The organism is Streptomyces sp. NRRL S-118, from assembly GCF_000716335.1.
GTDB lineage: Bacteria > Actinomycetota > Actinomycetes > Streptomycetales > Streptomycetaceae > Streptomyces.
The window spans coordinates 320,261-344,865 of the sequence record NZ_KL591003.1 but is presented as its reverse complement, the minus strand read 5'-3'; the positions used below and the strand labels follow the sequence as shown (position 1 = coordinate 344,865).

Here is a 24,605-nt window from a genome sequence, read left to right as displayed (position 1 = left end):
GCGCCCCGCGCGGCCGAACGGAGCGGCGCATCGACGGGCGCCGCGCGGGCCGTTCCCCGACCGGTGTCCGGTACCGGGATGGCACCCGACGCCGCTCGCGGATCCGGCCCGATCGACCGGACGGCCCCTACGGTGCCGGCGCGTCCGCCGCCTCCAGCAGCCCCGCCCAGTCCGCGATCTTCACCGTGGAGCGCCCCAGGGTGCGGCCCAGGTCTGCCTCCGCCTGCTCGATGGAGAGCCACCCCGGCCACTCCACCGGGTGGTGGCCCCAGGCGCGCAGCGCGGCCACCGGGTCGTCGGCCACCGGTCGGCGCAGCAGCAGCGCGGCGTCGTCGAGCAGCGAGGTCGCCGTCTCCTTAGCGCAGGGCCGGTTGCTGCCGATCACGCCCGTCGGTCCGCGCTTGATCCAGCCCGCGACGTACTCGCCCGGTGACGGCGCCCCGTCGCGCAGGACCCGGCCCGCCGCGTGCGGCACCGTGCCGCGCGACGCGTCGAACGGCAGGCCCTCCAGCGGCACACCGCGGTAGCCGACGGCGCGCAGCACCAGCTGGGCCTCGATGTCCTCGTACGCGCCGGTGCCCCGGACGCCACCCATGCCGTCCGGCACGGTCCGCTCGAAGCGGACCCCGGCCGCCCGGCCGTCCCGCTCCAGCACTTCCACCGGCCGCAGGAAGAATCGCACCCGGATGACCCGCTCCCGGGGGGCCGGGGCGGTTTCCGCCGCCCAGGCGCGCACCACCTCGACGTTGCGGCGGTTGACCGCCGGCAGCCCCGCCGGATCCGCGTACGCCGGGTCGAGCGCCAGATCCGCGGGATCGACCTCCACCCGCGCCCCCGGCATCGCGCCCAGCTCGCGCAGCTCCTTGGTGGTGAACTTGGCCTGCGAGGGGCCGCGCCGGCCCACCATGTGCACCGCGCGGACCCGGCTCGCCGCCAGCGCGCCCAGGGCCGCCTGCGGCACATCCGTGGGGTGCAGCTCCTCCGGACCGCGCGCCAGGATCCGCGCCACGTCCACCGCCACGTTCCCGACGCCGATCACCACCGCCGAGCGGGCGGCGAGCGCGACCCCGAAGCCGTTCCCGACGGCGTCCGGGTGGGCGCTGTACCAGGACACGAAGTCCGTCGCCGAGCAGCTGCCCGGCAGATCCTCGCCCGGCACGCCGAGCCTCCGGTCGCGCGCCGCCCCCACGCAGTAGACCACCGCGTGGTAGAGCTCCAGCAGTCGCGCGGGTGTCACGCCCCGGGTACCGACCTCGACGTTCCCGACGAAGCCGATCCGCTCGTGCTCCAGCACCGTGCGGAGGTTGTTCTGCAGGGACTTGATCTTCTCGTGGTCCGGCGCCACCCCGTACCTCACGAGTCCGTACGGACAGGGCAGCCGGTCCAGGACGTGGACGCGGACGTCCGGCACCCGGGTCTGCTCCACCAGGGACTGGGCGGTGTAGACCCCGCTCGGGCCGGAACCGACGACGGCGACTCGAAGCACGGCTGCGCTCCTTCCCGCAGGGACCTCCAGCATCGCACCGCGGGGCCCGCCGCGGGAGACGACGGGCCGGGGACGGGGCCGGTGTTCCGGGAACCTACGCCGACGACACGGGCGGCGCGGACGCCGGCTGCGGATCCGGTCCCGGCCGGGGCGACTGCGACCGTGACCGGGATCGCGAAGGGGACTGGGGCCGGGGCCGCGACGCAAGGTCCGGCTCCGCGGGTGCCGACCCGCCCGGCCCGTCGCCCGGCGGCACCCCCAGCTCCCAGTCCAGCCCGTACCGCTGGAACAACTCGGCGCGCAGACGCGCCCGCGGCATCGGCGCGCCCGGCACGACCACCGCGAAGACCGCGCCCATCAGCAGGGCCCGGAGCAGCGGGTAGTCGGCGTCCACGTCCCGCGCCCCGTACCGGGCCACCGTGTCCCGCAGCAGGAAGGCGAGCCGCTGCTGCTCGGGGCACTGCACGAACCCCTCGGCCTGGAGGATCCCCGCCATGTGGGTCCGCATCAGCCGCGGCTGCTCCATCGCCAGCCCCAGGATCGCGTCGATGGCGCGCGCCAGCCGCTCCCGGCCGTCGTCGGTGCGCGGTTCGCGCTCCAGGGCCGCCTCCAGCGTGCGGTGCATCAGCCGGTGCACCGCCGACTGCAGCAACTGCCGCTTGCCGGGGAAGTAGTACGAGACCAGGCCGCGTGCGGAGCCGGCCCGGTCGGCGATGTCGCCCAGCGTCGTGGCCTCGTACCCCCGCTCGCCGACCAGTTCCACCGTCGCCTGCAGCAGCCGCTCCCGGGAGCGCCGCCGCAGTTCTTCATTGACCGATGCGCTCCGCGGGGACATGCTTTAACTCCTGCGTTGACTGGCTCTGAGCCAATATACTCAGGGAGTGCCCGCTGCGAAGTACTGCGGTGCAGGTCAGCGGGGTTGGTGTCATGCGGACCGGGCGACGCGGGGGATCGCCCGGTCCCTTGGCGCGTCCGTGTGCCCCGGCCGTCACAGAAGTCCCAGGACCGGGCGGAGAGCCGCCGGACGCGCGAGCGCCGGCAGGTGGTCCACGAAGTGCACCGCGCAGCCCACCCGCGCCGCGCCCCCGTCCGCATTCCGGTCGTCACCCACCATCAGCGCGCGCCGCGGGTCCTGGCCGAGCGCCGCGCACGCCGCCAGGAACAACCGTCCGTCCGGTTTCTGGATGCCGTGTTCGTACGACAGGACGTACGCGTCCACGAAGCGGTCCAGCCCGTGCGCGCGGAACACCGGGCGCAGGTCCCAGCCGATGTTGCTCACCACGGCGACCCCGACCCCGCGCTCGCGCAGCGCGGCCAGCACCTCGGCCGCATCCGGGTACGGCTGCCAGGCGTCCGGTGACATGTGGCGCTCGTACAGCGCGTCGTACAGCCCCGGGTCCGGCAGCTCCACCTGGCGGGCCAGTGCCGTGTAGGCGGCGCGGTGGTGCTCGGCGCTCAGGTCCCGGGAGGCCCACAGCCCGGCGAGGTGCTCGGGGAGGGACCGTGGTGCGGCGCCGCCCGGCAGCGCCCCGGCGATCTCCAGTTCCCCGGCCCAGCGGGCGACGTCCGCCGGGGAGGCGGCCGTTCCGGAGCCGGGCGATCCGTAGTCGGCCAGGACAGCGCCCAGCCACGCCTCGGTCGATTCGATGCGGAACAGGGTGCCGGAGAAGTCGAAGAGCACGCTCTTGATCGTCATGCGGGGATCCTTCCCCGCTCAGCCCCGCCGGGACCCTGCCGTCCGCTCGTGGGCCAGGACGGCGACCGCCACCAGGCACACCCCGAGCAACCAGCCGCCCAGCACGTCCGACGCCCAGTGCACGCCCAGGTACATCCGGGTCAGCCCCACCCCCACCGCCGACACCGCGCCCGCCACCAGGACCACGCGCCACGCGCGCGTGCCGGGGCCCCTGCCGTGCCGCGCCAGCAGCCACAGCAGCAGACCGCAGGTGAGGGCCGCCGTCATCGCGTGCCCCGACGGGAACGCCGCGAAGTGCGCGTGGTCCACCGGGTCCTGCCACTGCGGCCGGTCCCTGCCCACCACCGCCTTGAGCATGTGCTGGAACGCCGCGCCGACCAGGCCGACCGCCGCCGTCCACAGCGCGAGCAGCCGCTCCCGGGCCCCCCACCACAGCCAGGCCACGACCACGGCGATCAGCGTCCGCATCGCCCACGGGTCCCACACCCAGTCGCTGAGCACCCGGTTGACCCGGGTGAGCCCCGGGCTGCGCACCGCCGACGCGTGCAGCCCGTCCGCCACCATCCGGTCGAACGAGGCGAGCGGGCCCCACTCCACCGCGACGAGCACCAGCAGCACCCCTGCGGGGACACCGGACCACAGCGCGACGGCGCGGGCGGACGGTGTACGTGTGGGGGGAGGGGGTGTGAGGGTTCGCATGCCACGATCCTTACCGGGAACGGGGCGGCTATCCCGCGCCTGCGGGGGTTCCCGGAATCCGTCCTACCGCAGTCCCCGCAGCGCCGGTACGAACGCCACGAGCGCCGGTACGAACGCCACCATCAGCGGCACCACCGGCACCAGCGCCGCCGTCGCCGTCAGCCGCAGGCGCCGGCCCGCGGTGAGCCGGGGCGCCGCGGCCAGCAGCCGGTTGACCCGCTGCGGGAGCTGCGCGTCCGGAGCGGGGGAGGGGCCGAACACCCCCCGGTCCTCGTTCAGTTCCACCAGTGCCAAGGCGATCGTCAGCCGCCCGAACCGGCGGGAGGCCACGTCGTCGGCCGCGAGTTCCACCAGCCGGTGCATCTCGTCGCGGAACGCCGCGAACACCGGGACCTGCGGGAAGCCCGTCGCCAGCGCCGCGGAGCAGTGCAGCAGCCAGTCGTGCCGGGCACGCGCGTGCCCCTGCTCATGAGCGAGCACCGCGTCCAGCTGGCGCCCCTTCAGCCGGTGCAACGCCGCGGTGGTGACCACCAGTTGCGGTGTCGTGCCCGGCAGCCACCAGGCGTCCGGACGTTCCCCCTCCAGCAGCACCAGCGGCTCCCTGCCGGGCTCCTCACCCGGCAACAGCGGCGCCCGTACGAGCAGTTCGGCGCGCCGGCGGCGGCCGCGCGCCCGGGCCCGGCGGATCTCCCGCGTGAGCATCGCCGCGCTCCACAGCCCACCGCAGGCCAGCAGCACCGCGAGGACCGCTGACCACGGGCCGTGCGCCGCCAGCGCGTACGCCTCCACGACCGCCTGAGGCGCCGGCGCGAACACGTGCCCGCGCACCGCCTGCCAGGCGGCCGCCGCGCTGAGGGTCATCGACAGCCCGAAGCTGATGAGCACCGAGGCCACCACGCATTGCCACACCCACAGCGCCACCACCGGCTCGCGCTCCGCCCAATCGGCCCGGGCCAGCAGCCGCGGAGCCGTCAGTGCGGTCAGAACGCCGAGCGTGAGCAGCGTGAGGGAGACCACCATGGGCCTCACCTTATGAGCGCGGCACTACTCACCGGTATGGTCTCGTCGGCCAAGTGACGCATGACACGGTTTGACAAGGCACCCCGGTCGTGCTTCAGAGCGTCAGGAGCATCGCCAGCATCGCCGTTCCCATCGACACGCGGCAGGCGACCGCCACCCCAGCCCCGGCCGCCACCGGCCCGTCGGGGCCCGGCCCGCCGACCGCCACGGCCACCGGCACCAGCCGCGTCCCGGCCAGCACCACGTAGACCGCGTAGTACGCCAGCAGCGCCCCCGTCACCAGCGGAACCCCGCCCGGGTCCGCGAGACCGTGGCCGCCGTGCGTCCCGGAGCCCGCCCCGGCCATCGCCACCGCCATGTAGACCATGGCGAGCGAACCCACCAGATGGTGCAGGTGGTGGCCCCCGCGACGGGCCGGCCACGCGGCGTGCAGGGACGCGGCACCGAACACGGCCGCGTACGCCACCCACCCCTGCGGTACGGAGACCGGCACCGCCATGGCCGCCATGCCGAAGCCCATCAGGGCCTCCCCTCCGGCCGCCGTCCGCTCCGCACCGGCGCACCGGCGCATCCGCACCAGGCAGGACGCTCCGGTCACTCCGCACATCGCCACCAGCAGCCAGCCGGTCATCGCGGGTCCGTGCACGGCGTACCTCCCCGTTCGGCGAGACGGCTCGGCGGGAGGATGCCCGCACGGATCCGGCGGCACGCGAGCGCAGGGTCGTACGGCGGGGGCGTACGGGGGAGCGTGAGCCCGCTACGCCCCGCGCGTTAGGCTCCCTGGCGAGAACCCAGGACCGAGGAGAGCCCCATGGACACCGCACCGCCCCGGGACCGGCTGGAGCTGACCTACCGCGACGCCGTCGAGGCCGACGTGCCCGCGCTCGTCGCCCTGGTCGAGTCGGCGTACCGCGGAGACTCCAGCCGCGCCGGCTGGACCACCGAGGCGGACATCCTCCAGGGCCAGCGGACCGACCCGGACGGTGTGCGGGAGGTCATCACCGCCCCTGGTTCGCGGCTGCTGACGGTCGAACGCGACGGGGAGATCATCGCCTGCTGCCAGCTCGAACACCGCGGCGAGATCGCCTACTTCGGCATGTTCGCCGTCCGCCCGGGGCTCCAGGGCGGCGGTGTGGGGCGCCGCGTGATCACCGAGGCGGAACGGCTGGCCGCCGCCGAGTGGGGCGCGCGCGAGATGCACATGACCGTGATCTCGGTCCGCGAGGAGCTGATCGCCTGGTACGAGCGGCGCGGCTACCGCCGCACGGGGAGGACGACCCCCTTCCCGTACGGCGACGAGCGCTTCGGCCTGCCGCAGCGCGACGACCTGCGGTTCGAACTCCTCGTCAAGGAACTGGGCCGGGACCTGTCCTGAGAGCGGGCGCGGGCCGGCCTTCCCGACGGGATGTGCCGGTCCGCCGCCCGCCGGGGCAACAGGGCCGCCCGCCGGGGCCGGTCAGGAAGGCCCCGGCTCCGCGGGCTCGTCCGTGTGGAACGCCAACTGCCCGTTCCCCACGGTGACCCGCACCCGCGCGCCCGCCGGCAGGCGCCCGTCCAGCAGCAGCCGGGACAGCCGGTTGTCCACCTCACGCTGGATGGTGCGGCGCAGCGGCCGCGCCCCGTACTCGGGCTGGTGGCCCCGCTGGGCGAGCCAGTCGACCGCCTCCGGGGCGAACTCCACCGTCACGTCCTGGGCGCGCAGCCTGCGCCGCGTCTCCTCCAGCAGCAGATCGGTGATCCGCCGCAACTGCTCCTCGTCGAGACGCCGGAAGATGACGATCTCGTCGATGCGGTTGAGGAATTCCGGGCGGAAGTGCTCGCGCAGCGGCCGCAGCACCCGCTCGCGCATCGCCTCCTCGCCCGCCTCGGCGCCGGTCGCCCCGAAGCCGAGCAGGCCGCGCGCGCCGCCGATCGCCTCCGAGCCGAGGTTGCTGGTCATCACGATGACGGTGTTCTTGAAGTCGACCGTCCGCCCCTGGGAGTCGGTCAGCCGGCCGTCGTCCAGCACCTGCAGCAGCATGTTGAAGACGTCCGGGTGGGCCTTCTCCACCTCGTCCAGCAGGAGCAGCGAGTACGGGTGGCGGCGCACCGCCTCCGTCAGCTGCCCGGCCTCCTCGTGGCCGATGTACCCGGGGGGCGCGCCGACCAGACGGCTGACCGTGTGCCGCTCCTGGAACTCGCTCATGTCCAGGCGCACCATCCGTTCCTCGCTGCCGAACAGGGCGTCCGCGAGCGCCCGCGCGAGCTCGGTCTTGCCGACGCCGGTGGGCCCCAGGAACATGAAACTGCCGATCGGGCGGCTGGGGTCGGCGAGCCCAGCCCGCGAGCGCAGCACCGCCTCGGAGACGGCCGTGACGGCCTCCTCCTGGCCGATGACCCGCTTGTTCAGGTGCTCCTCCAGGCCGAGGAGCCGCTCCCGTTCCTCCTGTGTCAGGCTGCTCACCGGGATCCCGGTCTGCCGGCTGACCACCTCGGCGACGGCCTCGGCCGTCACCTCCAGGACCTGGCCGTCCCCGGCCTGCGGCTCGCCGCGCCCCGCCTTGATCCGTTCCTCGATCTCCTGTACCCGGTCGCGCAGCTCCGTGGCCTTCTCGTACTGCTCCGCCGCGACGGCCTGGTCCTTGTCCCGCAGCAGCTGTTCGCGCTGCCGTTCCAGGACGCGCACGTCGGCGTCGCCCGAGTTCGAGCGCAGCCGCACCCGGGCCCCGGCCTGGTCGATCAGGTCGATCGCCTTGTCGGGCAGGAACCGCTCCGTGAGGTAGCGGTCGGACAGCTCGACGGCCGCGATCAGCGCCTCGTCGGTGTACCGCACCTGGTGGTGGGCCTCGTACCGGTCCTGCAGGCCGCGCAGGATCTCCAGCGCGTCCGCAGGGCTCGGCTCGGGGACCAGGATCGGCTGGAAGCGCCGGGCGAGAGCCGCGTCCTTCTCGATGTAGCGGCGGTACTCCTCCAGCGTGGTGGCTCCGATGACGTGCAGCTCCCCACGGGCGAGGGCGGGCTTGAGCATGTTGCCCGCGTCCATGGAGCCGCTCTCGGAGCCGCCGCTGCCGGAGCCCGCGCCGACCACGGTGTGGAGCTCGTCGATGAAGACGACCAGCTCGTCGGAGTGAGACCGGATCTCGTCGATGATCGCGTTCATCCGCTCCTCGAAGTCGCCCCGGTAGCGGGTGCCGGCCACGACCCCCGTCATGTCCAGGGCGACGACGCGGCGGTCGCGCAGCGTGTGGGGCACGTCCCCTTCGGCGATCCGCTGGGCCAGCCCCTCGACGACGGCCGTCTTGCCGACACCGGCGTCGCCGATCAGCACCGGGTTGTTCTTGCCGCGCCGGGAGAGCACCTCCACGGTCTGCTCGATCTCCGTCTCACGGCCGATCACCGGGTCGATGCGGCCCGCCCTGGCCAGGTCGGTCAGGTCGCGGCCGTACTTGTCGAGGGTGGGCGTGCCGCGCTGGGGCAGCGGCCGGTGGTCGACGCCGGAGTCCGCCCAGCCGCCGGGCGGGACGCGCGGTGCGCTGCCGCTGCCGGGGACGGCGCCCGGGTCGAAGCGGGCGGCGGTCAGGATCCGCCCGGCCGCCGAGTCGGGGTTCGCGGCGAGCGCCGCGAGCACGTGCTCCGGCCCGATGTAGGAAGCACCGGTGTGCCGCGCCAGGTCATGGGCGTCGAGCAGGGCCCGCTTGACGGCGGGTGTCACGGCGATGCGCGACTGCCGGGGGCCTTCGCCCGCGGTCCGGTCGATCTCGGCGGCCAGCGCGTCGGGATCGGCGCCCGCGCGGGCGATCAGGTCACGGGTCGGCTCGGTGGTCAGTGCCGCCCGCAGCAGGTGCTCGGTCTCCAGGTCCGTACTGCCGTGCTCGGCCGCGTACGAGGCGGCGTCGCCGACCATCCGGCGGGCCGGCTCGCTCATCAGGCGGCCGATGTCGATGTACCGGGGCCCGGACCGGCCCGCCCCGCCGGGCGATCCCGCCCCGCCGCCGAAGAAACGGGCCAGGAACTCGCTGAAGGCGTCGGGGCCGAAGCCTTCCGGGCCCATGAAGCCGCTGCTCATATGTGTCCGTTCCGGTGTCCTGGGGTGGCTTGGGGACACGTCGCGGGTTCCCGAGCGCATTCTGGTTACACCTGTGGCGGACGGGACGGAGCAGCGGCTCCCACCAGCTCCGGCGGGGCGGGTCAGGCGGTGAAACGGCCGGTGCGCCGGATCTCCGGGAAGTCGGTCGTCGCCCCGTCCAGCTCCAGGGCGCGCACCAGGCGCAGGTGCTGCGGAGTGTTGACGACCCAGCCGATGACCCGCAGGGAAGCCGCCCGCGCCCGTTCGACGGTCTCCAGTGTCAGACGGCGGATGTTCAGCGCGAGCGCGGCGGCTCCCACGGCCTGCGCCCGCTCCACGACGTCGGGGCCCCAGTGGCTGGCGATGAGCACCGTCCGCACCCCGGGCACCAGCCGGGCGATCTCGGCGACGGCCTCGTCGTGGAACGACGACACCTCCACCCGGCCGGCCGGATCGTGCCGCCGCAGCACCTCGGCCAGCGCGCGGGCGGCGGCCACGTCCTTGATCTCGGCCTGGACCGGGACGCGCACCGCCTCCAGGACCTCCTCGAACACGGGGATCCGCTCGCCGAGCCCGGCGTCGAGGCCGCGCAGCTCTTCGAGGGTCTTGTCGGCGATCGGACCGGTGCCGTCGGTGGTGCGGTCGACCTCGGCGTCGTGCATCACGACGAGGGCGCCGTCCTTGCTCAGGTGCAGGTCGAGCTCGACGAGGTCCATGCCCGCGCGCTCGGCGCGGCGGAAGGAGCGCAGGGTGTTCTCGGGCTCGACACCCATGACTCCGCGATGACCGATGATGAGGAAACTCATGATCTTCCCGCTTCCGTCGCGTGGCCGGATCCGTGCGGACGGCCGCAGCCTAACGGCCGCCCTGCCGGGTGCGACCGGTCCCGCCACGCCGGAGTGGAGCATTCCGCTCAACTCTCCGGCGCACGTTGCCGGCCCGCGCCGCGGCGCTGACCGGGAGGTCACCTCACCCGTTCGGCCCTGGGCTACCGCCGATGCATGCGCATCAGCAGTCCGGTACAGGAAAAACGGCGGTTGCGACGGGGGGTCGGCAGGATAATTTCTTCCGGCTCTACTTGTGGCGAAGAACCGCCCATGGATACGGTGCCTTAACGCGAGGTTCTCCCGTGGAGGAAAGTGATGACGGAAATTCTTGTGCAGGATGCTGCTGCTGGGACTGTGGGGGCCGACGGGTCCGCAGCCACCGACGCCGGGGCGGGCGCCCGGGTGGTCGACCACCCGGCCTGGCCCGAGCTCAAGAATGCCGTGGAGGAGATCCGCGTCTGGCAGTCCGCGGACGGCTCCATAGACCTGGGCGCCGACGGAGCCCCCTCCCGTGCGACGGTCGACGCCGCGCTCGACCGCGTCGTCGCCGCCGTGGAGCAGCTCTCCCCGCTGGTGCCGCACGACGCCGCGTACCACCGTGCCCTCGTCGCCGACCTGCGCAAGTGGGCCGACAGCGGTTACGCCGTCCCCGACTTCCTGGACTCCCTGCTGGCCTTCCAGCCCGCGGCCCACCGCGTGGACGGCCTCCAGCACCTCGTGCTGTTCCCGATGTACACGCAGAACGGCAACCCGGACCGCAACCTCGAAGCGGTCGCGCTGCGGATGGTCTGGCCGGAGTGGCTCGCCGAGCTGGAGGCCACCCGCTACGACAACCCGCTCTTCTGCGGCATCACCTTCGAGGACTTCACCTCCGGCTACGACACCAACTCGGCCGTGCTCTTCCCGGAGACCATCGCCGTCCGTGAGGCCCCCGAGCGCTTCAGCTGGGGCGGTATCTTCTGCGACCGCGAGGCCGCCCGCTTCCGCCGCGTCACCGAGGCCGCCGTCGGCATCCTCGGCCTGGAGCTGCCCGACGACATCCAGCGGATGCTCGGCGACCAGGAGCGCTGCGAGAAGGCGTTCGTCCTCTGGGACATGGTGCACGACCGGACCCACAGCCACGGCGACCTGCCGTTCGACCCCTTCATGATCAAGCAGCGCCAGCCGTTCTGGATGTACGGCCTGGAGGAGCTGCGCTGCGACCTCACCGCCTTCAAGGAGGCCGTGAAGCTGGAGGCCGAGGGCAACCCGCACGGCCGTGACGTGCAGTACGCCGTGCTGTTCGACCGGATGTTCCGCTTCCCGGTCACCGGCGACCGCGTGCGCAACTACGACGGACTCGGCGGTCAGCTCCTCTTCGCCTACCTCCACAAGCACGACGTGGTGCGCTGGACCGACAACACCCTGCAGATCGACTGGGAGCGGGCCCCGCAGGTCACCAACGAGCTCTGCGCGGAGATCGAGAAGCTCTACCGCGACGGCATCGACCGCCCCAAGCTCGTGCACTGGTTCGCCGCGTACGACCTGGTCTCCACCTACCTCGCCCCGCACCCCGGCTCCCGCTGGGCCAAGGGCCCCGACGCCCTCGACCTGAGCCTGCCGCCGCGCAAGCTGGTGGACGACGTGCTTCCGGACGAGTTTCCGCTCAGCATGTTCTACGAGGCGCTTGCCAAGAAGCTGAAGAACGTGATCGCCTCCACCAAGGGCATCACGGCGGCCACCTCCGGTGCGGGCACCGCTTCCGAGGCCGCCGCGTGAACTCTCGTACGCAGGAGGAGGCGACGTCCATGAACGCCGAAGGTAACGGCAACGGGCCCCTGGAAGGTGCGGTCATCGCGGTGGCGGGAGCGGCCGGCCCGGCCGGGCGCGCCACCCTGCTGCGGCTCGCCGCGGCCGGTGCGACGGTCGTCGGCGCCGACTACGACCCGGAGCGCCTGGCGGAGGCGGTCGACGCGGCCCGGTACATGCACGGCGGCGCCACCGTCACCGGGGAGATCGTCGATCTGCTCGACCTGGACGCGACGCGTGCGTGGGCGGACAAGACCGAGAAGGAGTTCGGCCGGATCGACGGCCTGGTCCACCTCGTCGGCGGCTGGCGCGGCAGCGCCTCGTTCGCCCAGACCGACCTCGCCGACTGGGACCTGCTGGAGAAGCTGCTGATCCGCACGGTCCAGCACACCTCCCTCGCCTTCCACGACGGGCTGCTGCGCAGCGACCGCGGCCGCTACGCGCTGATCAGCGCTTCCGGCGCCACCCAGCCGACGGCCGGCAACGCCGCGTACGCCGCGTCCAAGGCGGCGGCCGAGGCGTGGACGCTCGCGCTCGCCGACGCCTTCCGCAAGGCGGGGGGCGAGGAAGGGCCCAAGGCGGCGGCTGCCATCCTGGTGATCAAGGCACTGGTGCACGACGCGATGCGCGCCGAGCGCCCGAATGCGAAGTTCGCGGGCTTCACGGACGCCAAGGACCTGGCCGACGCCATCGCCGGCCTGTGGGAGAAGCCCGCCCAGGAAGTGAATGGACAGCGCCTGTGGCTGACCCCCAAGCCGTGACCCCCGCCGTCAGGACCGACGCCCGGCGGCGCCACGACCCGACCGTACGCGGCTTCGCCAGCGACAACTACGCCGGCGCCCACCCGGAGGTCCTCGCGGCGATCGCCCTCGCAAACGAAGGCCACCAGGTGTCGTACGGCGAGGATGTCTACACCGAGCACCTCCAGCGGGTCATGCACAGCCACTTCGGCCCGACCGCCGAGACGTACCCGGTCTTCAACGGTACCGGCGCCAACGTCACGGCCCTCCAGGCGCTCACCGACCGGTGGGGCGCGGTCATCTGCGCCGAGTCCGCCCACATCAACGTGGACGAGGGCGGGGCGCCGGAGCGGATGGGCGGACTGAAGCTGCTGACCGTCCCCACTCCGGACGGCAAGCTGACGCCGGAGCTCATCGACCGGCAGGCGTTCGGCTGGGACGACGAGCACCGCGCGATGCCGCAGGTCGTCTCGATCACCCAGAACACCGAGCTCGGCACCGTGTACACGGTCGACGAGATCCGGGCGATCGTGGAGCACGCCCACGGGCTGGGCATGAAGGTCCACCTCGACGGCGCCCGGATAGCGAACGCCGCCGCGTCGCTGGACGTGCCGATGCGCGCGTTCACCAATGCGGTGGGCGTGGACCTGCTGACGTTCGGCGGCACCAAGAACGGCATGCTCATGGGCGAGGCCGTGGTGGTCCTGAACCCGGACGCGGTGCGCCACATGAAGCACCTGCGCAAGATGTCGATGCAGCTCGCGTCCAAGATGCGGTTCCTGTCGGTGCAGTTCGAGGCGCTGCTCGCCAAGGACCTGTGGCTGCGCAACGCCCGGCACGCCAATGCGATGGCACAGCGGCTGGCGGAGGGCGTCCGGGCGGTCGACGGCGTCGAGATCCTCCACCCCGTCCAGGCGAACGCGGTCTTCGCACGCCTGCCCCACGCGGTGACGCTGCGGCTTCAGGAGCGCTTCCGGTTCTACTTCTGGGACGAGGCGGCCGGAGACGTACGCTGGATGTGCTCCTTCGACACGACCGAGGACGACGTCGACGCCTTCCTCCTGGCGCTCAAGGAAGAGATGGCCCGCTGATCCGGCACGGATGATGTGCTGTCGGCTCACGTGATGGACTGCATGGGTATGCGGCCGGTTGGAAATTCATTGACTCCAGCCGGTCGCTTCCTTATGGTCGATACATATGGAGCTGATTCAGCACACCCCCGAACTCTCCGCCTATCTCGCGGCCGGCGAGGCCATCGATCATGAGCACTCGCTGGTGCGCGGCATCGCCGTCCGCCTCACCGTCGATCATCCTGATGCATACTCATACGCCAAAGCTGCCTTCGAGCTCGTCCGCGACACCATTGCGCACTCGGCGGACGTCGGCGACGCGCGCGTCCCGTGGCGCGCCTCGGAGGTGCTGCAGCAGGGTGTCGGCACCTGCTATGTCAAGTCCCACGCGCTCGTAGCGCTGCTGCGCGCCCGCTCCGTGCCCGCGGCCCTGTGCTACCAGCGGCTCGCCGAGGAGGACGGGAGCGACCCCGTGATCCACGGCCTGGTCGCGGTCCGGCTGCCCGGGCGGGGGGTGTGGGCGCGACAGGATCCGCGGGGCAACAAGCCCGGCATCGATGCCCAGTTCGCGCAGGACCGTGAGCGACTGGCCTTCTCCGTCCGCCCGGAGTTCAATGAAGTGGACTATCCGGTACTGTATGCTGAACCGCATCCGGTCGTACTGAATGCCCTGCAGGCTGCTCCCGACCGGGCGTACCTGTGGAAGACGCTGCCCACGGAACTCTGAACGGCGGACCATGACCCAGTCGCTGCCCCTGCCCCTCTCCCTGCCGCTCACCGTCGCCGCCGACGTGCAGGCGCTCGCCCCCGGCTTCACCCACTTGGCCGTCGAGGCGCGCGGCCTGGTCAACGGACCGAGCAACGCGGCGAGTTCCGCCCTCCTCGACGAGGCCGCGCGCCGTCTCACCGAGCGGCTCGACGGCCGCGCCCCGCACGAGGACCCCCACATCGCCGCCTGGCGGACGGCGTACGGCGCCTTCGGCGCCAAGCCGTCGCGGACCCGCAACTCCGCCGAAGCCCTGGCCCGGCGTGCGCTCGCCGACGGCGGGCTGCCCCGGATCAACCTGCTCGTCGACGCGTACAACGCCATCAGCGTCGCCCACCTGATCCCGGTCGGCGGCGAGGACCTCGACCGCATCCGGGGCGGGATGCGGCTGGTGCGCGCCACCGGCGAGGAGCCGTTCGCCACGGCGGCGGGCGGCGAGGAGGTGACCGAGCGCCCGGAACCGGGCGAGGTCGTGTGGTGCGACGACGAAGGCGTCACCTGCCGTCGCTGGAACTGGCGCCAGGGTGTGCGCACCCGCCTCACCGAACGGTCCGTGAACGCGCTCTTCCTGCTGGAGAGCCTCCCGCCCATGACCCACGGCGCCCTCGAAGCCGCGGGCCTCGAGCTCGCGGAGGCACTGGAGGCGCTCAGCCCCGGCGCACGGATCACCGTTCGCGCGCCCGGCAGCTGAGAGCGGCGCGAGCGGGACCGCTCGGGCGCCGGCGGCGCCTGGTGACGGGGGCACCGGCGGGCGTCGCGGGACCTCGGCCGGCCTTGCGGACCTCGGCCGGCCTCGGGGTGCCTCAGCTGGCCTCGCGGACCTCGGCGGGCGTCGGGGCCGTGCCGCCGAGGTGCGCGGGCACCCACCAGGTGTCGCTCGCGTCCCTCGGCCGTACGGGATAGGCGCGCTGCGCCGCCTCCAGCAGCTCCTGCACCCGCTCGCGCAGGCGCCGGGTGATCGCACCGGCGTACTGGTCGGTGGGCGCGTCCACCGGCTCGCCCACCCTGATCGTCACGGGGATGTGGCTGCGCCGGAAGTTGCGCGGCCGGCCCTTGGTCCACAGCCGCTGCGTGCCCCAGACCGCCATCGGGATCAGCGGGACGCCGGCTTCCTGCGCCAGGCGCGCCGCGCCCGACTTGAAGCTCTTCAGCGTGAACGACTGCGAGATCGTCGCCTCGGGGAAGACGCCGATGATCTCGCCGGCGCGCAGCGATTCGAGTGCGTGGCGGTACGCGGCCTCTCCCTGGGCGCGGTCGACGGGGATGTGCTTCATCCCGCGCATCAGCGGACCGGAGATCTTGTGCCGGAACACCGAATCCTTGGCCATGAAGCGCACCAGGCGCTTCTGGGGGAGCGCCGCGAGGCCCGAAAAGATGAAATCCAGGTAGCTGATGTGGTTGCTGACCAGCACCGCTCCGCCGCTGCGCGGAATGTTCTCCGAACCCTGTGTGTCGATCTTCAGGTCGAGCGCCTTGAACATGGTGAGAGCGGCGCCGATGACCGGCCGATAGACGAGTTCTGCCACGGAGAAGACCCTTCTCTCTGAACATGCCTGGGGAGGTTCTCCCGGCGGAAGTTACGCAGCCGTAGGTATCCGGCATGGGGCAGATCGTGCCCCATGTCCGCCCTTCAAACCAGTCCTGACGCCTTCGTGGGGCGAGATTCTCGTCACGTCGTGGCTGATCGGCGCCGAGCGGGAATCATCGGGGGCCGCGCGGACGCTCCATCTGACGGCGGTGCCGGAGGCGCGGCCGGCGGCTGTCCGGAGACTTTCCGGTCCGCCCCGGCGGCGCTCACGGCGCCGGCGGTGTCCTTCCCGGCAGGGTGCTCCGGTGCCCGGCTCGGGTGCTCCCGGCGCCGGGGGTCCGGCGGCGCGGAGGGACGCGGCGCGGAGAGGCGCGGAGAGGCGCGGAGAGGTGGGGCGGGCGTGACGGAAGACGCGACGGAAGGCGGAAGGGTGAGCGGCGAGGGCGGCGGCGCGGGCGAGGACCTGCTCGGACCGGACGAGCTGGGCGTCGCCCGCCTCGGCGAGCGGGCGACGCTCGTGCAGTTCTCCAGCGCGTTCTGCCAGCCGTGCCGCGCGACCCGGCGGACCCTCGCCGAGGTGGCGGAGATGGTCCCCGGCGTCACCCACGTCGAGATCGACGCCGAAGGCCGCCTCGCTCTCGTCCGCGCGCTGGGCATCGTCAGGACCCCCACCGTGCTGGTGCTGGACCGCGACGGCCGGATCGTGCGGCGCGCGGCCGGCCAGCCGCGCAGGGCGGACGTCATCGCCGCCCTCGGGCACGCGGTGTGACCGCCGTGACACATCTCGCAGTTCCCCGGACGCACTTGACTGTGCATGCCACGCATCGGAAGGCTGACGCCCCATGACCGTCTCGCCCGGCCTGCGCACCTCCACCCGGCCCCCCACGCCGGTGCCCTCCGCCACGCCCGAGCTGCTCCGTTCCGTCTTCCGGCGGCACGCGGCAGGGGTGGCGGTCGTCACCGCGCAGGGAGCCGGGCGGCCCGTCGGATTCACCGCGACCTCGCTCAGCTCGGTCGCCGCCGACCCCCCGCTGATCTCGTTCGGCGTGGGCACCACCTCATCCAGTTGGCCGGTCCTGGCCGAGGCGGAACACATCGGCGTCCACATACTCGGCGAGCACCAGCGGGAGCTGGCCGCCACCTTCGCGCGCAGCGGCGCCGACCGGTTCGCCCCGCCCACCCGGTGGCACGCCGGCCCCGAGGGCGTCCCCGTGCTCGACGGCGTCCTGGCCTGGCTCGTGTGCCGGGTCGTGGCGCGCGTCCCGGCGGGCGACCACCGCATCGTGGTGGCGCAGGTGGTGGACGGCGACCCGGACGGCGCCGGACGCCCGCTGCTGTACCACCAGGGCCGGTTCAACGCGCTGCGCGACTGAGGAAGCGCGCGTACAGCCCGGTTACTCAGCGTTGGCAAGGTCACAGTTCAAAGCGCTTGCTTACCGGGAACACAGTGGGTGTACTGACGAGTAATATTTCCGCTGGGGGCGGCACCCGCCCCGAGCGGAAACCGTCCCATCAGGCGCCTATGCTGCGTGCAACAAGGCAGCCCAGTTATGACGATGCAGTAGGAGAGCCGGCGTGAGCTTGAGGATCGTTGTCTGTGTGAAGTACGTGCCCGACGCCACCGGCGACCGGCACTTCGCCGATGACCTGACCGTCGACCGCGACGACGTCGACGGCCTGCTGTCGGAGCTGGACGAGTACGCGGTGGAGCAGGCGCTGCAGATCGCCGAGGACGCGGACGACGCCGAGATCACGGTGCTGACCGTCGGCCCCGAGGACGCCAAGGACGCGCTGCGCAAGGCGCTGTCCATGGGCGCCGACAAGGCCGTCCACGTCGAGGACGACGACCTGCACGGCTCGGACGTCATGGCCACCTCGCTGGTGCTCGCCAAGGCGATCGAGAAGACCGGGTACGACCTGGTCATCTGCGGCATGGCGTCCACCGACGGCACCATGGGCGTCCTGCCGGCGATCCTCGCCGAGCGCCTGGGCGTGCCGCAGGTCACCCTGCTCTCCGAGGTCTCGGTCGAGGACGGCACCGTCAAGGGCCGCCGCGACGGCGACACCGCGTCCGAGCAGCTGGAGGCGTCCCTGCCGGCCGTCGTGTCCGTGACGGACCAGTCGGGCGAGGCCCGCTACCCGTCCTTCAAGGGCATCATGGCCGCCAAGAAGAAGCCGGTCGAGTCGCTGGACCTGGGCGACCTGGACATCGACGCCGACGAGGTCGGCCTCGAGGGCTCCTGGACCAAGGTCGACTCGGCCACGGAGCGCCCGGCCCGCACGGCCGGCACGATCGTCAAGGACGAGGGCGAGGGCGGCAAGCAGCTGGCCGAGTTCCTCGCGGGCCAGAAGTTCATCTAGTTGCCGGGGTCCGGGGCCGTGCGGCGGAGCCGTATCCGCCGCCACCCCGGACCGGCCCGGCATCTGAGGCTCGCGCGAGCCACTCACCCGCCCAGATTTCTCGCACCGCAGGAGATTGAGTCCCATGGCTGAAGTTCTCGTCTACGTCGACCACGTGGACGGTGCCGTCCGCAAGCCCACGCTGGAGCTGCTGACCCTCGCCCGCCGCATCGGCGAGCCGGTCGCGGTCGCCCTCGGCTCCGGCGCCGAGGCCACCGCCGCCACGCTCGCCGAGCACGGCGCGGTGAAGGTCCTCACCGCCGACGCCCCGGAGTTCGGCGACTACCTCGTCGTCCCGAAGGTCGACGCGCTGCAGGCCGCCCACGAGGCCGTCTCGCCCGCCGCCGTGCTCGTCCCGTCCTCCGCCGAGGGCAAGGAGATCGCGGCCCGCCTCGCGGTCCGTCTCGGCTCCGGCATCATCACCGACGCCGTCGACCTCGAGGCCGGCGACGAGGGCCCGGTGGCCACGCAGTCCGCGTTCGCCGCCTCCTTCACCACCAAGTCCCGTGTCTCCAAGGGCACCCCGGTCATCACGGTCAAGCCGAACTCGGCCCCCGTGGAGGCCGCCCCGGCCGCGGGCACCGTCGAGGCCCTGTCGGTCTCCTTCTCCGAGAAGGCCACCGGCACCAAGGTCGTCTCCCGCACCCCGCGCGAGTCGACCGGCCGCCCCGAGCTGACCGAGGCCGCGATCGTGGTCTCCGGCGGCCGTGGCGTCAACGGCGCCGAGAACTTCTCGATCATCGAGCAGCTCGCCGACTCGCTCGGTGCCGCCGTCGGCGCCTCGCGCGCCGCGGTCGACGCCGGCTGGTACCCGCACACCAACCAGGTCGGCCAGACCGGTAAGTCGGTCTCGCCGCAGCTGTACATCGCGGCGGGCATCTCCGGCGCGATCCAGCACCGCGCGGGCATGCAGACCTCGAAGACCATCGTGGCCATCAACAAGGACGCCGAGGCCCCGATCTTCGACCTGGTCGACTACGGCGTGGTCGGCGACCTCTTCGAGGTCGTCCCGCAGCTGACCGCCGAGGTCCAGGCGCGCAAGGGCTGACCTGCGCCTTCCGTCACGGCCCGGGGCCGCGTGGTGATCTTCACCGCGCGGCCCCGTTCCGTTGGAGGCACCATTGACGCAGGTCAGGCCCACCGATTAACTTCGCTATGCGGATTGTTGATTCCGTGAAGCGGAAAAGCGGCACTGAGAGCGCGGAGGGTTCGGGAATGGGTCAGCAGGAGAAGGTGGCGACGAGTCTCGCCGGTGCGGTCAGCGACGGCATCAGCGCCTCGCTCGTGTCGGTGGACGCCGAACTCGCCCGCCGTTACCCGGGCGACCCCGGCACCCGCCAGCCCGTCCACACCGTCTACGTACCCGGCGACGCCTTCGAAGCCGGCACCATCCGCTCCTGGGGCGACCAGGCCCTCGCCATGCTCGACGAGCACGCGCCGGACGCCGCCTCCCTCGCCGCCGTCCTCGGCCTGTCCGACGAGCTCGCCGAGCCGGTGTACGCGCGCGTACGGGCGAAGCTGGAGCGCGAACCCATCGAGGACCTGCGCGTCGACTTCGAGGACGGCTACGGCGGCAAGGGCGGGGCCGAAGAGGACCGGGACGCCGCCCGCGCCGCCCGCCTGATCTCCGAGGCGTACCGCAACGGGACGGCCGCCCCGTACATGGGCATCCGCATGAAGTGCATGGAGGCCGCCGTACGCGACCGCGGCATCCGCACCCTGGACATCTTCCTCACCGGGCTCATGGAGGCCGGCGGCCTGCCCGCCGGACTCGTCCTCACCCTCCCCAAGGTCACCTATCCCGAGCAGGTCACCGCCATGGTCCGCCTGCTGGAGGAGTTCGAGAAGGCCCGCGGCCTGGAAACCGGCCGCATCGGCTTCGAGATCCAGGTCGAGACCAGCCAGGCCATCCTCGCCGCCGACGGCACCGCCACCGTGGCCCGCATGATCGACGCCGCCGAAGGGCGCGCCACCGGCCTCCACTACGGCACCTTCGACTACAGCGCCTGCCTCGGCGTCTCCGCAGCCCACCAGGCCAGCGACCACCCGGCCGCCGACCACGCCAAGGCCGTCATGCAGGTCGCCGCGGCCGGCACCGGCGTACGCGTCTCCGACGGCTCCACCAACGTCCTGCCGGTCGGCACCACCGAGAAGGTCCACGACGCCTGGCGCCTCCACTACGGTCTCACCCGCCGCGCGCTCGCCCGCGCCTACTACCAGGGCTGGGACATGCACCCCGGCCACCTGCCCACCCGGTACGCCGCCGTCTTCGCCTTCTACCGCGAGGGCTTCGAGCAGGCCGCGGCCCGTCTGTCCGCGTACGCCAACCAGGCGGGCGGCGATGTCATGGACGAGCCCGCCACCGCCAAGGCCCTCGGCTCCTACCTGCTGCGGGGCATCGACTGCGGCGCCCTCGACACCGACGAGGTCGCCCGTCTGACCGGCCTGAGCCGGGCGGACCTCGACGGCTTCGCCGCCCCCCGCCGCGGCGACCTGACCGCCACCGCCCCGTAAGCGGCCGGGACGGCCACCGGCGCCCCGTACTCTGTACGCCGTATCGATCGGCGTACAGGGGAACGGGGCAGCGGTGTCTTCGGGGGAGAAGGAACTGATCGCGGGGCGCTACCGGGTCGTCCGGCAGCTCGGCCGCGGTGGCATGGGCGTCGTCTGGCGGGCGTTCGACGAGGTGCTGGGCCGCGAGGTGGCCGTCAAGGAGCTCCGTACCTACACGGACTCCTCCGGCCACGAACTCGCCGACCTGCGGCTGCGCATGCAGCGTGAGGCCCGGGCCGCCGCACGGGTGCGCCACCCCGGGGTCATCGCCGTCCACGACGTCGCCGACCACCAGGGCCGGCCCGTCATCGTCATGGAGCTCGTCGACGGCCCGTCCCTCGACGACGTGCTCGCCGAACGCGGCGTGCTGGACCCCCGCGAGGCCGCCGCCATCGGCGCCGCGGTGCTGGAGGCACTCGGCGCCGCCCACGCGGTCGGCGTGCTGCACCGGGACGTCAAGCCCGGCAACGTCCTGCTGGACCGCACGGGACGGGTCGTCCTCACCGACTTCGGCATCGCCGCGATGGACGACCCCGGCGACGGCTCCGCCACCCACCTCACGCGCAGCGGCGAGATCGTCGGCTCCCTGGACTACCTCGCGCCCGAACGCGCCCAGGGCCACGACCCGGGACCCGCCTCCGACGTCTGGGCGCTGGGCGCCACGCTGTACGCCGCGGTCGAAGGCGCCTCGCCCTTCCGCCGTACGTCGACGTGGTCGACGCTCACCGCGATCGTCGCGGAGCCGCTGCCCGAGCCGCGCCGAGCGGGGCCGCTCGGCGCGGTGCTGCATCAGCTCATGCACAAGGACCCGGCGCAGCGTCCGGACGCCCTGACGGCGGCACGGCTGCTGGCGGCGGTGGGCGAGGGGCGGCAGGCCGCGGCGCCCGCGCCTCCGTACGTGCCGACCGAGCGGACCGTCCTGCCGCACCAGCCCCAGGGCTTCGGCCCGGCACCCGTGACACCCATGGCCCCCATGGGGCCCGTGACACCCGAACCGCCTGCGCAGGCGGCCCCCATGGCACCGGCGACCCCCGCACCGGGGGTGCCCGCGCCCTCCACCCGGACGGAGCGGCGCCGTAAGAGCCGGTCGCGGGTCATGGTGGCGGCGGCGATCGCGGCCGTGCTGCTGGCCGGGGGAGGCGTGACGTACGCCTTCATGGACCGCTCAGGCGGCGCAACGGACCAGGAACTGGCCGGCGGTCGGGTGGACGCCCCGACGGGCGGCACGCCGGACCAGGCCCGGGCCCTCGACCAGGTGCCCGGCGCCTCGGATCCCTCGGGGAAGCCCAGCCCCGAAGCCACGCGCTCCGCCCCGGGGTCCACCGACCCCGCGTCGCCCACGCCGTCGCGCAAGCCGTCCCTTCCCGCGGCCGGCACGGACGGGGGCAAGGGCTCCGGCGGTGACGGCTCGGGCTCCGGCTCCTCGGGCGGCACCACCGGCGGCGACACCTCCGGATCGACCACCACGACCGGGGGCGGTGGCGCACCGGCTCCGGCGCCCGTCTGCCACTCCATCGGCGGCGGCAAGTACAACTGCCAGGTGTGGCGCACCGCGACGTCGTACCGCGCCGACGGCAGCGCGGCAGGCACCCTCAACGCCGGCACCAACTACTTCTACTGCCAGGCCGACCTGGGCCGCCGCGAGACCCACGGCGAGTGGACCAACGTCTGGTGGGCGAAGACCGACGACGACAGCGGCAACACCGGCGTCTACGTGAGCGACGTCTACATCCAGGGCGGCGACAACGACGCTCCGCTCCCCGGCCTGCCGGTCTGCTGACCCGCCCGGCGGAGGCGGCGGCCCCCGCCGGGCACGGACCTGTGGCGCACCAACTCGTGGCGCACCACCTGTGGCGCACAACCCCTGGTGGTGGGTGCCCGCCCGGGCGAGCGCCGGTCCGCTCCGGGAGGTTCCGCGGTGGCGGGCCGGCGCCCGGCGAGGGGACCACGGCGCCCCTGACCTTCGGGGGCGCTACGGCGGCGCGGCCGGGGGCGCTACGGCGGCGCGGCGCGGCGACCCCAGGGGGCGTGGGAGCCGCAAAGCGGTGGGGTCGCACGAGCCACGAGCCACGAGCCGAGCAGCCACGAGCGGCAGAGGCCAGGAGTTCCCGGCAGCCAACAATCAGGAGCCAGGAGCCAGGAGCCAGGAGCCGCGCGAGCAGCCGTCAGCGGTCAGGACGGCCGGATCTCGCCCGAGCCGCGCGGGATCAGCGTCGTGTCCAGCACCACCCGCTCCGGAGCGTCGTCGCTGCCGTCCAGCCGGCGGAAGAGCCGCTCCGCGGCGGTGCGGCCCAGCGCGGCCGCGTCCTGGGCGATGACCGTGATACCGAGCAGGTCGGCGAGCTCGATGTCGTCGAAGCCGACCAGGGCGACCGGGCGCTCCCGCCCGGCCAGCTCGCGCACGACCGTCACCGTCACCCGGTTGTTGCCCGCGAAGATCGCCGTCACCGGGTCCGGGCCGGCCAGCATCGCCGCGACCGCGCCCCGTACCCGATCCGGGTCGGTCGAGCCCAGCGAGACCCAGGAGTCGTCCACCGCGAGCTCCGCGTCCTCCATCGCCGCCCGGTAGCCGCGCAGCCGCTCCACGGCCGTGTGGATCCGTGCCTGGTCGCCGATGAAGCCGATCCGGCGGTGGCCGTGCGCGATGAGGTGCGTCACTCCCGCGCGGGCCCCGCCGAAGCTGTCGGAGAGCACCGCGTCCGCGTCGATGCGCCCGGCCGGGCGGTCCACGAAGACGGTGGCGACCCCGGCCTTGATCTCGGGCTCCAGGTAGCGGTGGTCGTCACCCGCCGGGATCACGATCAGCCCGTCGACCCGGCGCGCGCACAGCGCCAGGGCCAGCTCCTGCTCCCGGTCCGGGTCCTCCGCGCTGGACCCGTTGATCAACAGCGCCCCGTGCGCCCGCGCGACCTCTTCGACGGCGCGGCTGAGCGGCCCGTAGAACGGGTCGGCGAGGTCTTCCAGGACCAGGCCGATCGAGGCGGTGCGTCCCTTGCGCAGTACTCGTGCGCTGTCGTTGCGGCGGAAGCCGAGCGCCTCGATGGCCTCCTGGACGCGCCGCTCGGTGTCGGGAGTGACGCCCGGCTCGCCGTTCACCACGCGGGAGACGGTCTTGAGGCCGACGCCCGCACGGGCCGCCACGTCCTTCATGGTGGGCCGGTTGCCGTAGCGATGATCGGGTCGGCGGGCGGTCTCGGCCACGGTGCGCTGTCCTGTCCTGTCGTACTGTCATCGATTGTGCAAGGGTGTGGCGTCGAGCATAGGCCCTGGACAACGTTGTCAGCGCCATGGAGACTGAGGCAGACTCTTCCCGAACCACCTCTGTATCCGCAGGTACTGACAGCTCTCACGGGGGACCCGCCACCGATGCACTCCGACCTGACCGCCGCGCTGGACATCGGTGGCACCAAGATCGCCGGCGCGCTGGTCGACGGCGACGGCGTGATCATCGTCCGGGCCCAGCGGCCGACCCCGGCCCGCGAGGACGGAGAGACGGTGATGCGGGCGGTCGAGGCGGTGCTCGCCGAGCTGGCGGCCTCGCCGCTCTGGGGCCGCGTCTCCGCCGTCGGCATCGGCAGCGCCGGACCGGTCGACGCCTCCGCCGGTACGGTCAGCCCCGTCAACGTGCCGGGCTGGCGCGGTTTCCCCCTGGTCGAGCGGGTGCGGCAGGCCACCGGCGGGCTGCCCGTCACCCTGGTCGGGGACGGCGTCGCCATGACGGCCGCCGAGCACTGGCAGGGTGCCGCCCGCGGCTACGCCGACGCCCTGTGCCTGGTCGTCTCCACCGGCGTCGGCGGCGGACTCGTCCTGGGCGGGCGCCTGCACACCGGACCGACCGGCAACGCCGGCCACATCGGCCACATCAGCGTCGAGCTGGACGGGGACCCGTGCCCCTGCGGATCGCGCGGCTGCGTCGAACGCATCGCCAGCGGCCCCAACATCGCCCGCCGCGCCCTCGGCAACGGATGGCGGCCCGGCCCCGACGGC

At 73.2% G+C, this 24,605-nt stretch carries 23 protein-coding genes; 13 read left to right on the top strand and 10 right to left on the bottom strand.

The genetic code is table 11. The annotated features are described in order from the left end of the window. Positions 1-127 precede the first annotated feature (127 nt). The 6 genes from IH00_RS0108245 to IH00_RS0108220 form a co-directional block, all read right to left on the bottom strand. Positions 128-1,486: an FAD-dependent oxidoreductase gene (locus tag IH00_RS0108245; protein WP_031071170.1), complete on the bottom strand. Its 1,359-nt coding sequence runs from the start codon at positions 1,484-1,486 to the stop codon at positions 128-130. Between the two features lie 94 nt (positions 1,487-1,580). Next, entirely contained in the window at positions 1,581-2,321 is a 741-nt protein-coding gene (locus IH00_RS0108240; protein ID WP_078887629.1) for a TetR/AcrR family transcriptional regulator, read from the bottom strand. 153 nt (positions 2,322-2,474) lie between these two features. Then, complete coding sequence (locus IH00_RS0108235) at positions 2,475-3,182, bottom strand: HAD family hydrolase (RefSeq protein ID WP_031071166.1); 708 nt, start codon at positions 3,180-3,182, stop codon at positions 2,475-2,477. Positions 3,183-3,200: 18 nt separating this feature from the next. Next, positions 3,201-3,881, bottom strand: coding sequence for a phosphatase PAP2 family protein (locus IH00_RS0108230; protein ID WP_031071163.1), 681 nt, complete (start codon positions 3,879-3,881; stop codon positions 3,201-3,203). Positions 3,882-3,944: 63 nt separating this feature from the next. Beyond that, a complete protein-coding gene (locus tag IH00_RS0108225) occupies positions 3,945-4,901 on the bottom strand; it encodes a M56 family metallopeptidase (RefSeq protein ID WP_031071160.1) in 957 nt (318 codons plus the stop codon). A 94-nt stretch (positions 4,902-4,995) separates the two neighbouring features. Further along, positions 4,996-5,547 carry a DUF5134 domain-containing protein gene (locus tag IH00_RS0108220; RefSeq protein WP_031071158.1) on the bottom strand — a complete coding sequence of 184 codons (552 nt, stop codon included), beginning with the start codon at positions 5,545-5,547 and terminating at the stop codon, positions 4,996-4,998. 165 nt (positions 5,548-5,712) lie between these two features. On the opposite strand from IH00_RS0108220, the gene IH00_RS0108215 reads away from it, so the two are divergent. Continuing rightward, positions 5,713-6,276 (top strand): GNAT family N-acetyltransferase, encoded by a 564-nt coding sequence (locus IH00_RS0108215; RefSeq protein ID WP_031071156.1) that lies wholly within the window; start codon positions 5,713-5,715, stop codon positions 6,274-6,276. Between the two features lie 81 nt (positions 6,277-6,357). On the opposite strand, the gene IH00_RS0108210 is transcribed toward IH00_RS0108215, so the two are convergent. Together IH00_RS0108210 and IH00_RS0108205 are read right to left on the bottom strand one after the other, a co-directional pair. Beyond that, positions 6,358-8,946 (bottom strand): ATP-dependent Clp protease ATP-binding subunit, encoded by a 2,589-nt coding sequence (locus IH00_RS0108210; protein WP_031071154.1) that lies wholly within the window; start codon positions 8,944-8,946, stop codon positions 6,358-6,360. Positions 8,947-9,068: 122 nt separating this feature from the next. Beyond that, positions 9,069-9,752 (bottom strand): glycerophosphodiester phosphodiesterase, encoded by a 684-nt coding sequence (locus tag IH00_RS0108205; RefSeq protein WP_031071152.1) that lies wholly within the window; start codon positions 9,750-9,752, stop codon positions 9,069-9,071. 336 nt (positions 9,753-10,088) lie between these two features. On the opposite strand from IH00_RS0108205, the gene IH00_RS0108200 reads away from it, so the two are divergent. From IH00_RS0108200 to IH00_RS0108180, 5 genes are all read left to right on the top strand, one after another. Continuing rightward, positions 10,089-11,531: a DUF6421 family protein gene (locus IH00_RS0108200; RefSeq protein ID WP_078887628.1), complete on the top strand. Its 1,443-nt coding sequence runs from the start codon at positions 10,089-10,091 to the stop codon at positions 11,529-11,531. A gap of 29 nt (positions 11,532-11,560) precedes the next feature. Then, the gene (locus IH00_RS0108195; RefSeq protein WP_031071148.1) at positions 11,561-12,322 is read left to right on the top strand and encodes an SDR family NAD(P)-dependent oxidoreductase; all 762 of its coding nucleotides are present in this window, start codon (positions 11,561-11,563) and stop codon (positions 12,320-12,322) included. Continuing rightward, positions 12,301-13,392, top strand: coding sequence for a threonine aldolase family protein (locus IH00_RS0108190; RefSeq protein WP_391811683.1), 1,092 nt, complete (start codon positions 12,301-12,303; stop codon positions 13,390-13,392). Before IH00_RS0108195 ends, IH00_RS0108190 begins: the two co-directional genes overlap by 22 nt. Positions 13,393-13,498: 106 nt before the next feature. Beyond that, the gene (locus IH00_RS0108185; RefSeq protein ID WP_031071145.1) at positions 13,499-14,098 is read left to right on the top strand and encodes a transglutaminase-like domain-containing protein; all 600 of its coding nucleotides are present in this window, start codon (positions 13,499-13,501) and stop codon (positions 14,096-14,098) included. Between the two features lie 10 nt (positions 14,099-14,108). Beyond that, positions 14,109-14,828 (top strand): B3/B4 domain-containing protein, encoded by a 720-nt coding sequence (locus IH00_RS0108180; protein WP_031071143.1) that lies wholly within the window; start codon positions 14,109-14,111, stop codon positions 14,826-14,828. A gap of 112 nt (positions 14,829-14,940) precedes the next feature. Here IH00_RS0108180 and IH00_RS0108175 read toward each other — a convergent pair whose 3' ends face one another. Further along, the gene (locus IH00_RS0108175) at positions 14,941-15,663 is read right to left on the bottom strand and encodes a lysophospholipid acyltransferase family protein (RefSeq protein WP_031071140.1); all 723 of its coding nucleotides are present in this window, start codon (positions 15,661-15,663) and stop codon (positions 14,941-14,943) included. A gap of 402 nt (positions 15,664-16,065) precedes the next feature. Here IH00_RS0108175 and IH00_RS0108170 point away from each other — a divergent pair, with 402 nt between their 5' ends. From IH00_RS0108170 to IH00_RS0108145, 6 genes are all read left to right on the top strand, one after another. Beyond that, complete coding sequence (locus tag IH00_RS0108170) at positions 16,066-16,434, top strand: TlpA family protein disulfide reductase (protein WP_420710863.1); 369 nt, start codon at positions 16,066-16,068, stop codon at positions 16,432-16,434. 73 nt (positions 16,435-16,507) lie between these two features. Continuing rightward, positions 16,508-17,038: a flavin reductase family protein gene (locus IH00_RS0108165; RefSeq protein WP_031071136.1), complete on the top strand. Its 531-nt coding sequence runs from the start codon at positions 16,508-16,510 to the stop codon at positions 17,036-17,038. Between the two features lie 202 nt (positions 17,039-17,240). After that, the gene (locus IH00_RS0108160; protein ID WP_031071134.1) at positions 17,241-18,026 is read left to right on the top strand and encodes an electron transfer flavoprotein subunit beta/FixA family protein; all 786 of its coding nucleotides are present in this window, start codon (positions 17,241-17,243) and stop codon (positions 18,024-18,026) included. Positions 18,027-18,150: 124 nt separating this feature from the next. Further along, a complete protein-coding gene (locus tag IH00_RS0108155) occupies positions 18,151-19,113 on the top strand; it encodes an electron transfer flavoprotein subunit alpha/FixB family protein (RefSeq protein WP_031071132.1) in 963 nt (320 codons plus the stop codon). Positions 19,114-19,280: 167 nt separating this feature from the next. Continuing rightward, positions 19,281-20,579 carry a DUF6986 family protein gene (locus tag IH00_RS0108150; protein WP_031071131.1) on the top strand — a complete coding sequence of 433 codons (1,299 nt, stop codon included), beginning with the start codon at positions 19,281-19,283 and terminating at the stop codon, positions 20,577-20,579. A gap of 73 nt (positions 20,580-20,652) precedes the next feature. Then, a complete protein-coding gene (locus IH00_RS0108145; RefSeq protein ID WP_031071129.1) occupies positions 20,653-22,398 on the top strand; it encodes a serine/threonine-protein kinase in 1,746 nt (581 codons plus the stop codon). Between the two features lie 392 nt (positions 22,399-22,790). Here IH00_RS0108145 and IH00_RS0108140 read toward each other — a convergent pair whose 3' ends face one another. Next, on the bottom strand, positions 22,791-23,768 hold the full coding sequence (locus IH00_RS0108140; protein ID WP_199819722.1) for a LacI family DNA-binding transcriptional regulator: 978 nt from the start codon (positions 23,766-23,768) through the stop codon (positions 22,791-22,793). 216 nt (positions 23,769-23,984) lie between these two features. On the opposite strand from IH00_RS0108140, the gene IH00_RS43915 reads away from it, so the two are divergent. Then, a partial coding sequence (locus tag IH00_RS43915; protein ID WP_039946535.1) for an ROK family protein occupies positions 23,985-24,605 on the top strand: 621 nt, incomplete at its 3' end.

What these genes read in the sequence shown, in the direction of transcription:
- IH00_RS0108180 (WP_031071143.1), top strand. Translation starts at nt 14,109, where the DNA reads ATGACCCAGTCGCTGCCCCTGCCCCTCTCCCTGCCGCTCACCGTCGCC.
- IH00_RS0108150 (WP_031071131.1), top strand. Translation starts at nt 19,281, where the DNA reads ATGGGTCAGCAGGAGAAGGTGGCGACGAGTCTCGCCGGTGCGGTCAGC.
- IH00_RS0108140 (WP_199819722.1), bottom strand. Translation starts at nt 23,768, where the DNA reads ATGAAGGACGTGGCGGCCCGTGCGGGCGTCGGCCTCAAGACCGTCTCC.
- IH00_RS0108165 (WP_031071136.1), top strand. Translation starts at nt 16,508, where the DNA reads ATGACCGTCTCGCCCGGCCTGCGCACCTCCACCCGGCCCCCCACGCCG.
- IH00_RS0108230 (WP_031071163.1), bottom strand. Translation starts at nt 3,881, where the DNA reads ATGCGAACCCTCACACCCCCTCCCCCCACACGTACACCGTCCGCCCGC.
- IH00_RS0108195 (WP_031071148.1), top strand. Translation starts at nt 11,561, where the DNA reads ATGAACGCCGAAGGTAACGGCAACGGGCCCCTGGAAGGTGCGGTCATC.
- IH00_RS0108240 (WP_078887629.1), bottom strand. Translation starts at nt 2,321, where the DNA reads ATGTCCCCGCGGAGCGCATCGGTCAATGAAGAACTGCGGCGGCGCTCC.
- IH00_RS0108200 (WP_078887628.1), top strand. Translation starts at nt 10,089, where the DNA reads ATGACGGAAATTCTTGTGCAGGATGCTGCTGCTGGGACTGTGGGGGCC.
- IH00_RS0108185 (WP_031071145.1), top strand. Translation starts at nt 13,499, where the DNA reads ATGGAGCTGATTCAGCACACCCCCGAACTCTCCGCCTATCTCGCGGCC.
- IH00_RS0108205 (WP_031071152.1), bottom strand. Translation starts at nt 9,752, where the DNA reads ATGAGTTTCCTCATCATCGGTCATCGCGGAGTCATGGGTGTCGAGCCC.
- IH00_RS0108215 (WP_031071156.1), top strand. Translation starts at nt 5,713, where the DNA reads ATGGACACCGCACCGCCCCGGGACCGGCTGGAGCTGACCTACCGCGAC.
- IH00_RS0108210 (WP_031071154.1), bottom strand. Translation starts at nt 8,946, where the DNA reads ATGAGCAGCGGCTTCATGGGCCCGGAAGGCTTCGGCCCCGACGCCTTC.
- IH00_RS0108225 (WP_031071160.1), bottom strand. Translation starts at nt 4,901, where the DNA reads ATGGTGGTCTCCCTCACGCTGCTCACGCTCGGCGTTCTGACCGCACTG.
- IH00_RS0108235 (WP_031071166.1), bottom strand. Translation starts at nt 3,182, where the DNA reads ATGACGATCAAGAGCGTGCTCTTCGACTTCTCCGGCACCCTGTTCCGC.
- IH00_RS0108155 (WP_031071132.1), top strand. Translation starts at nt 18,151, where the DNA reads ATGGCTGAAGTTCTCGTCTACGTCGACCACGTGGACGGTGCCGTCCGC.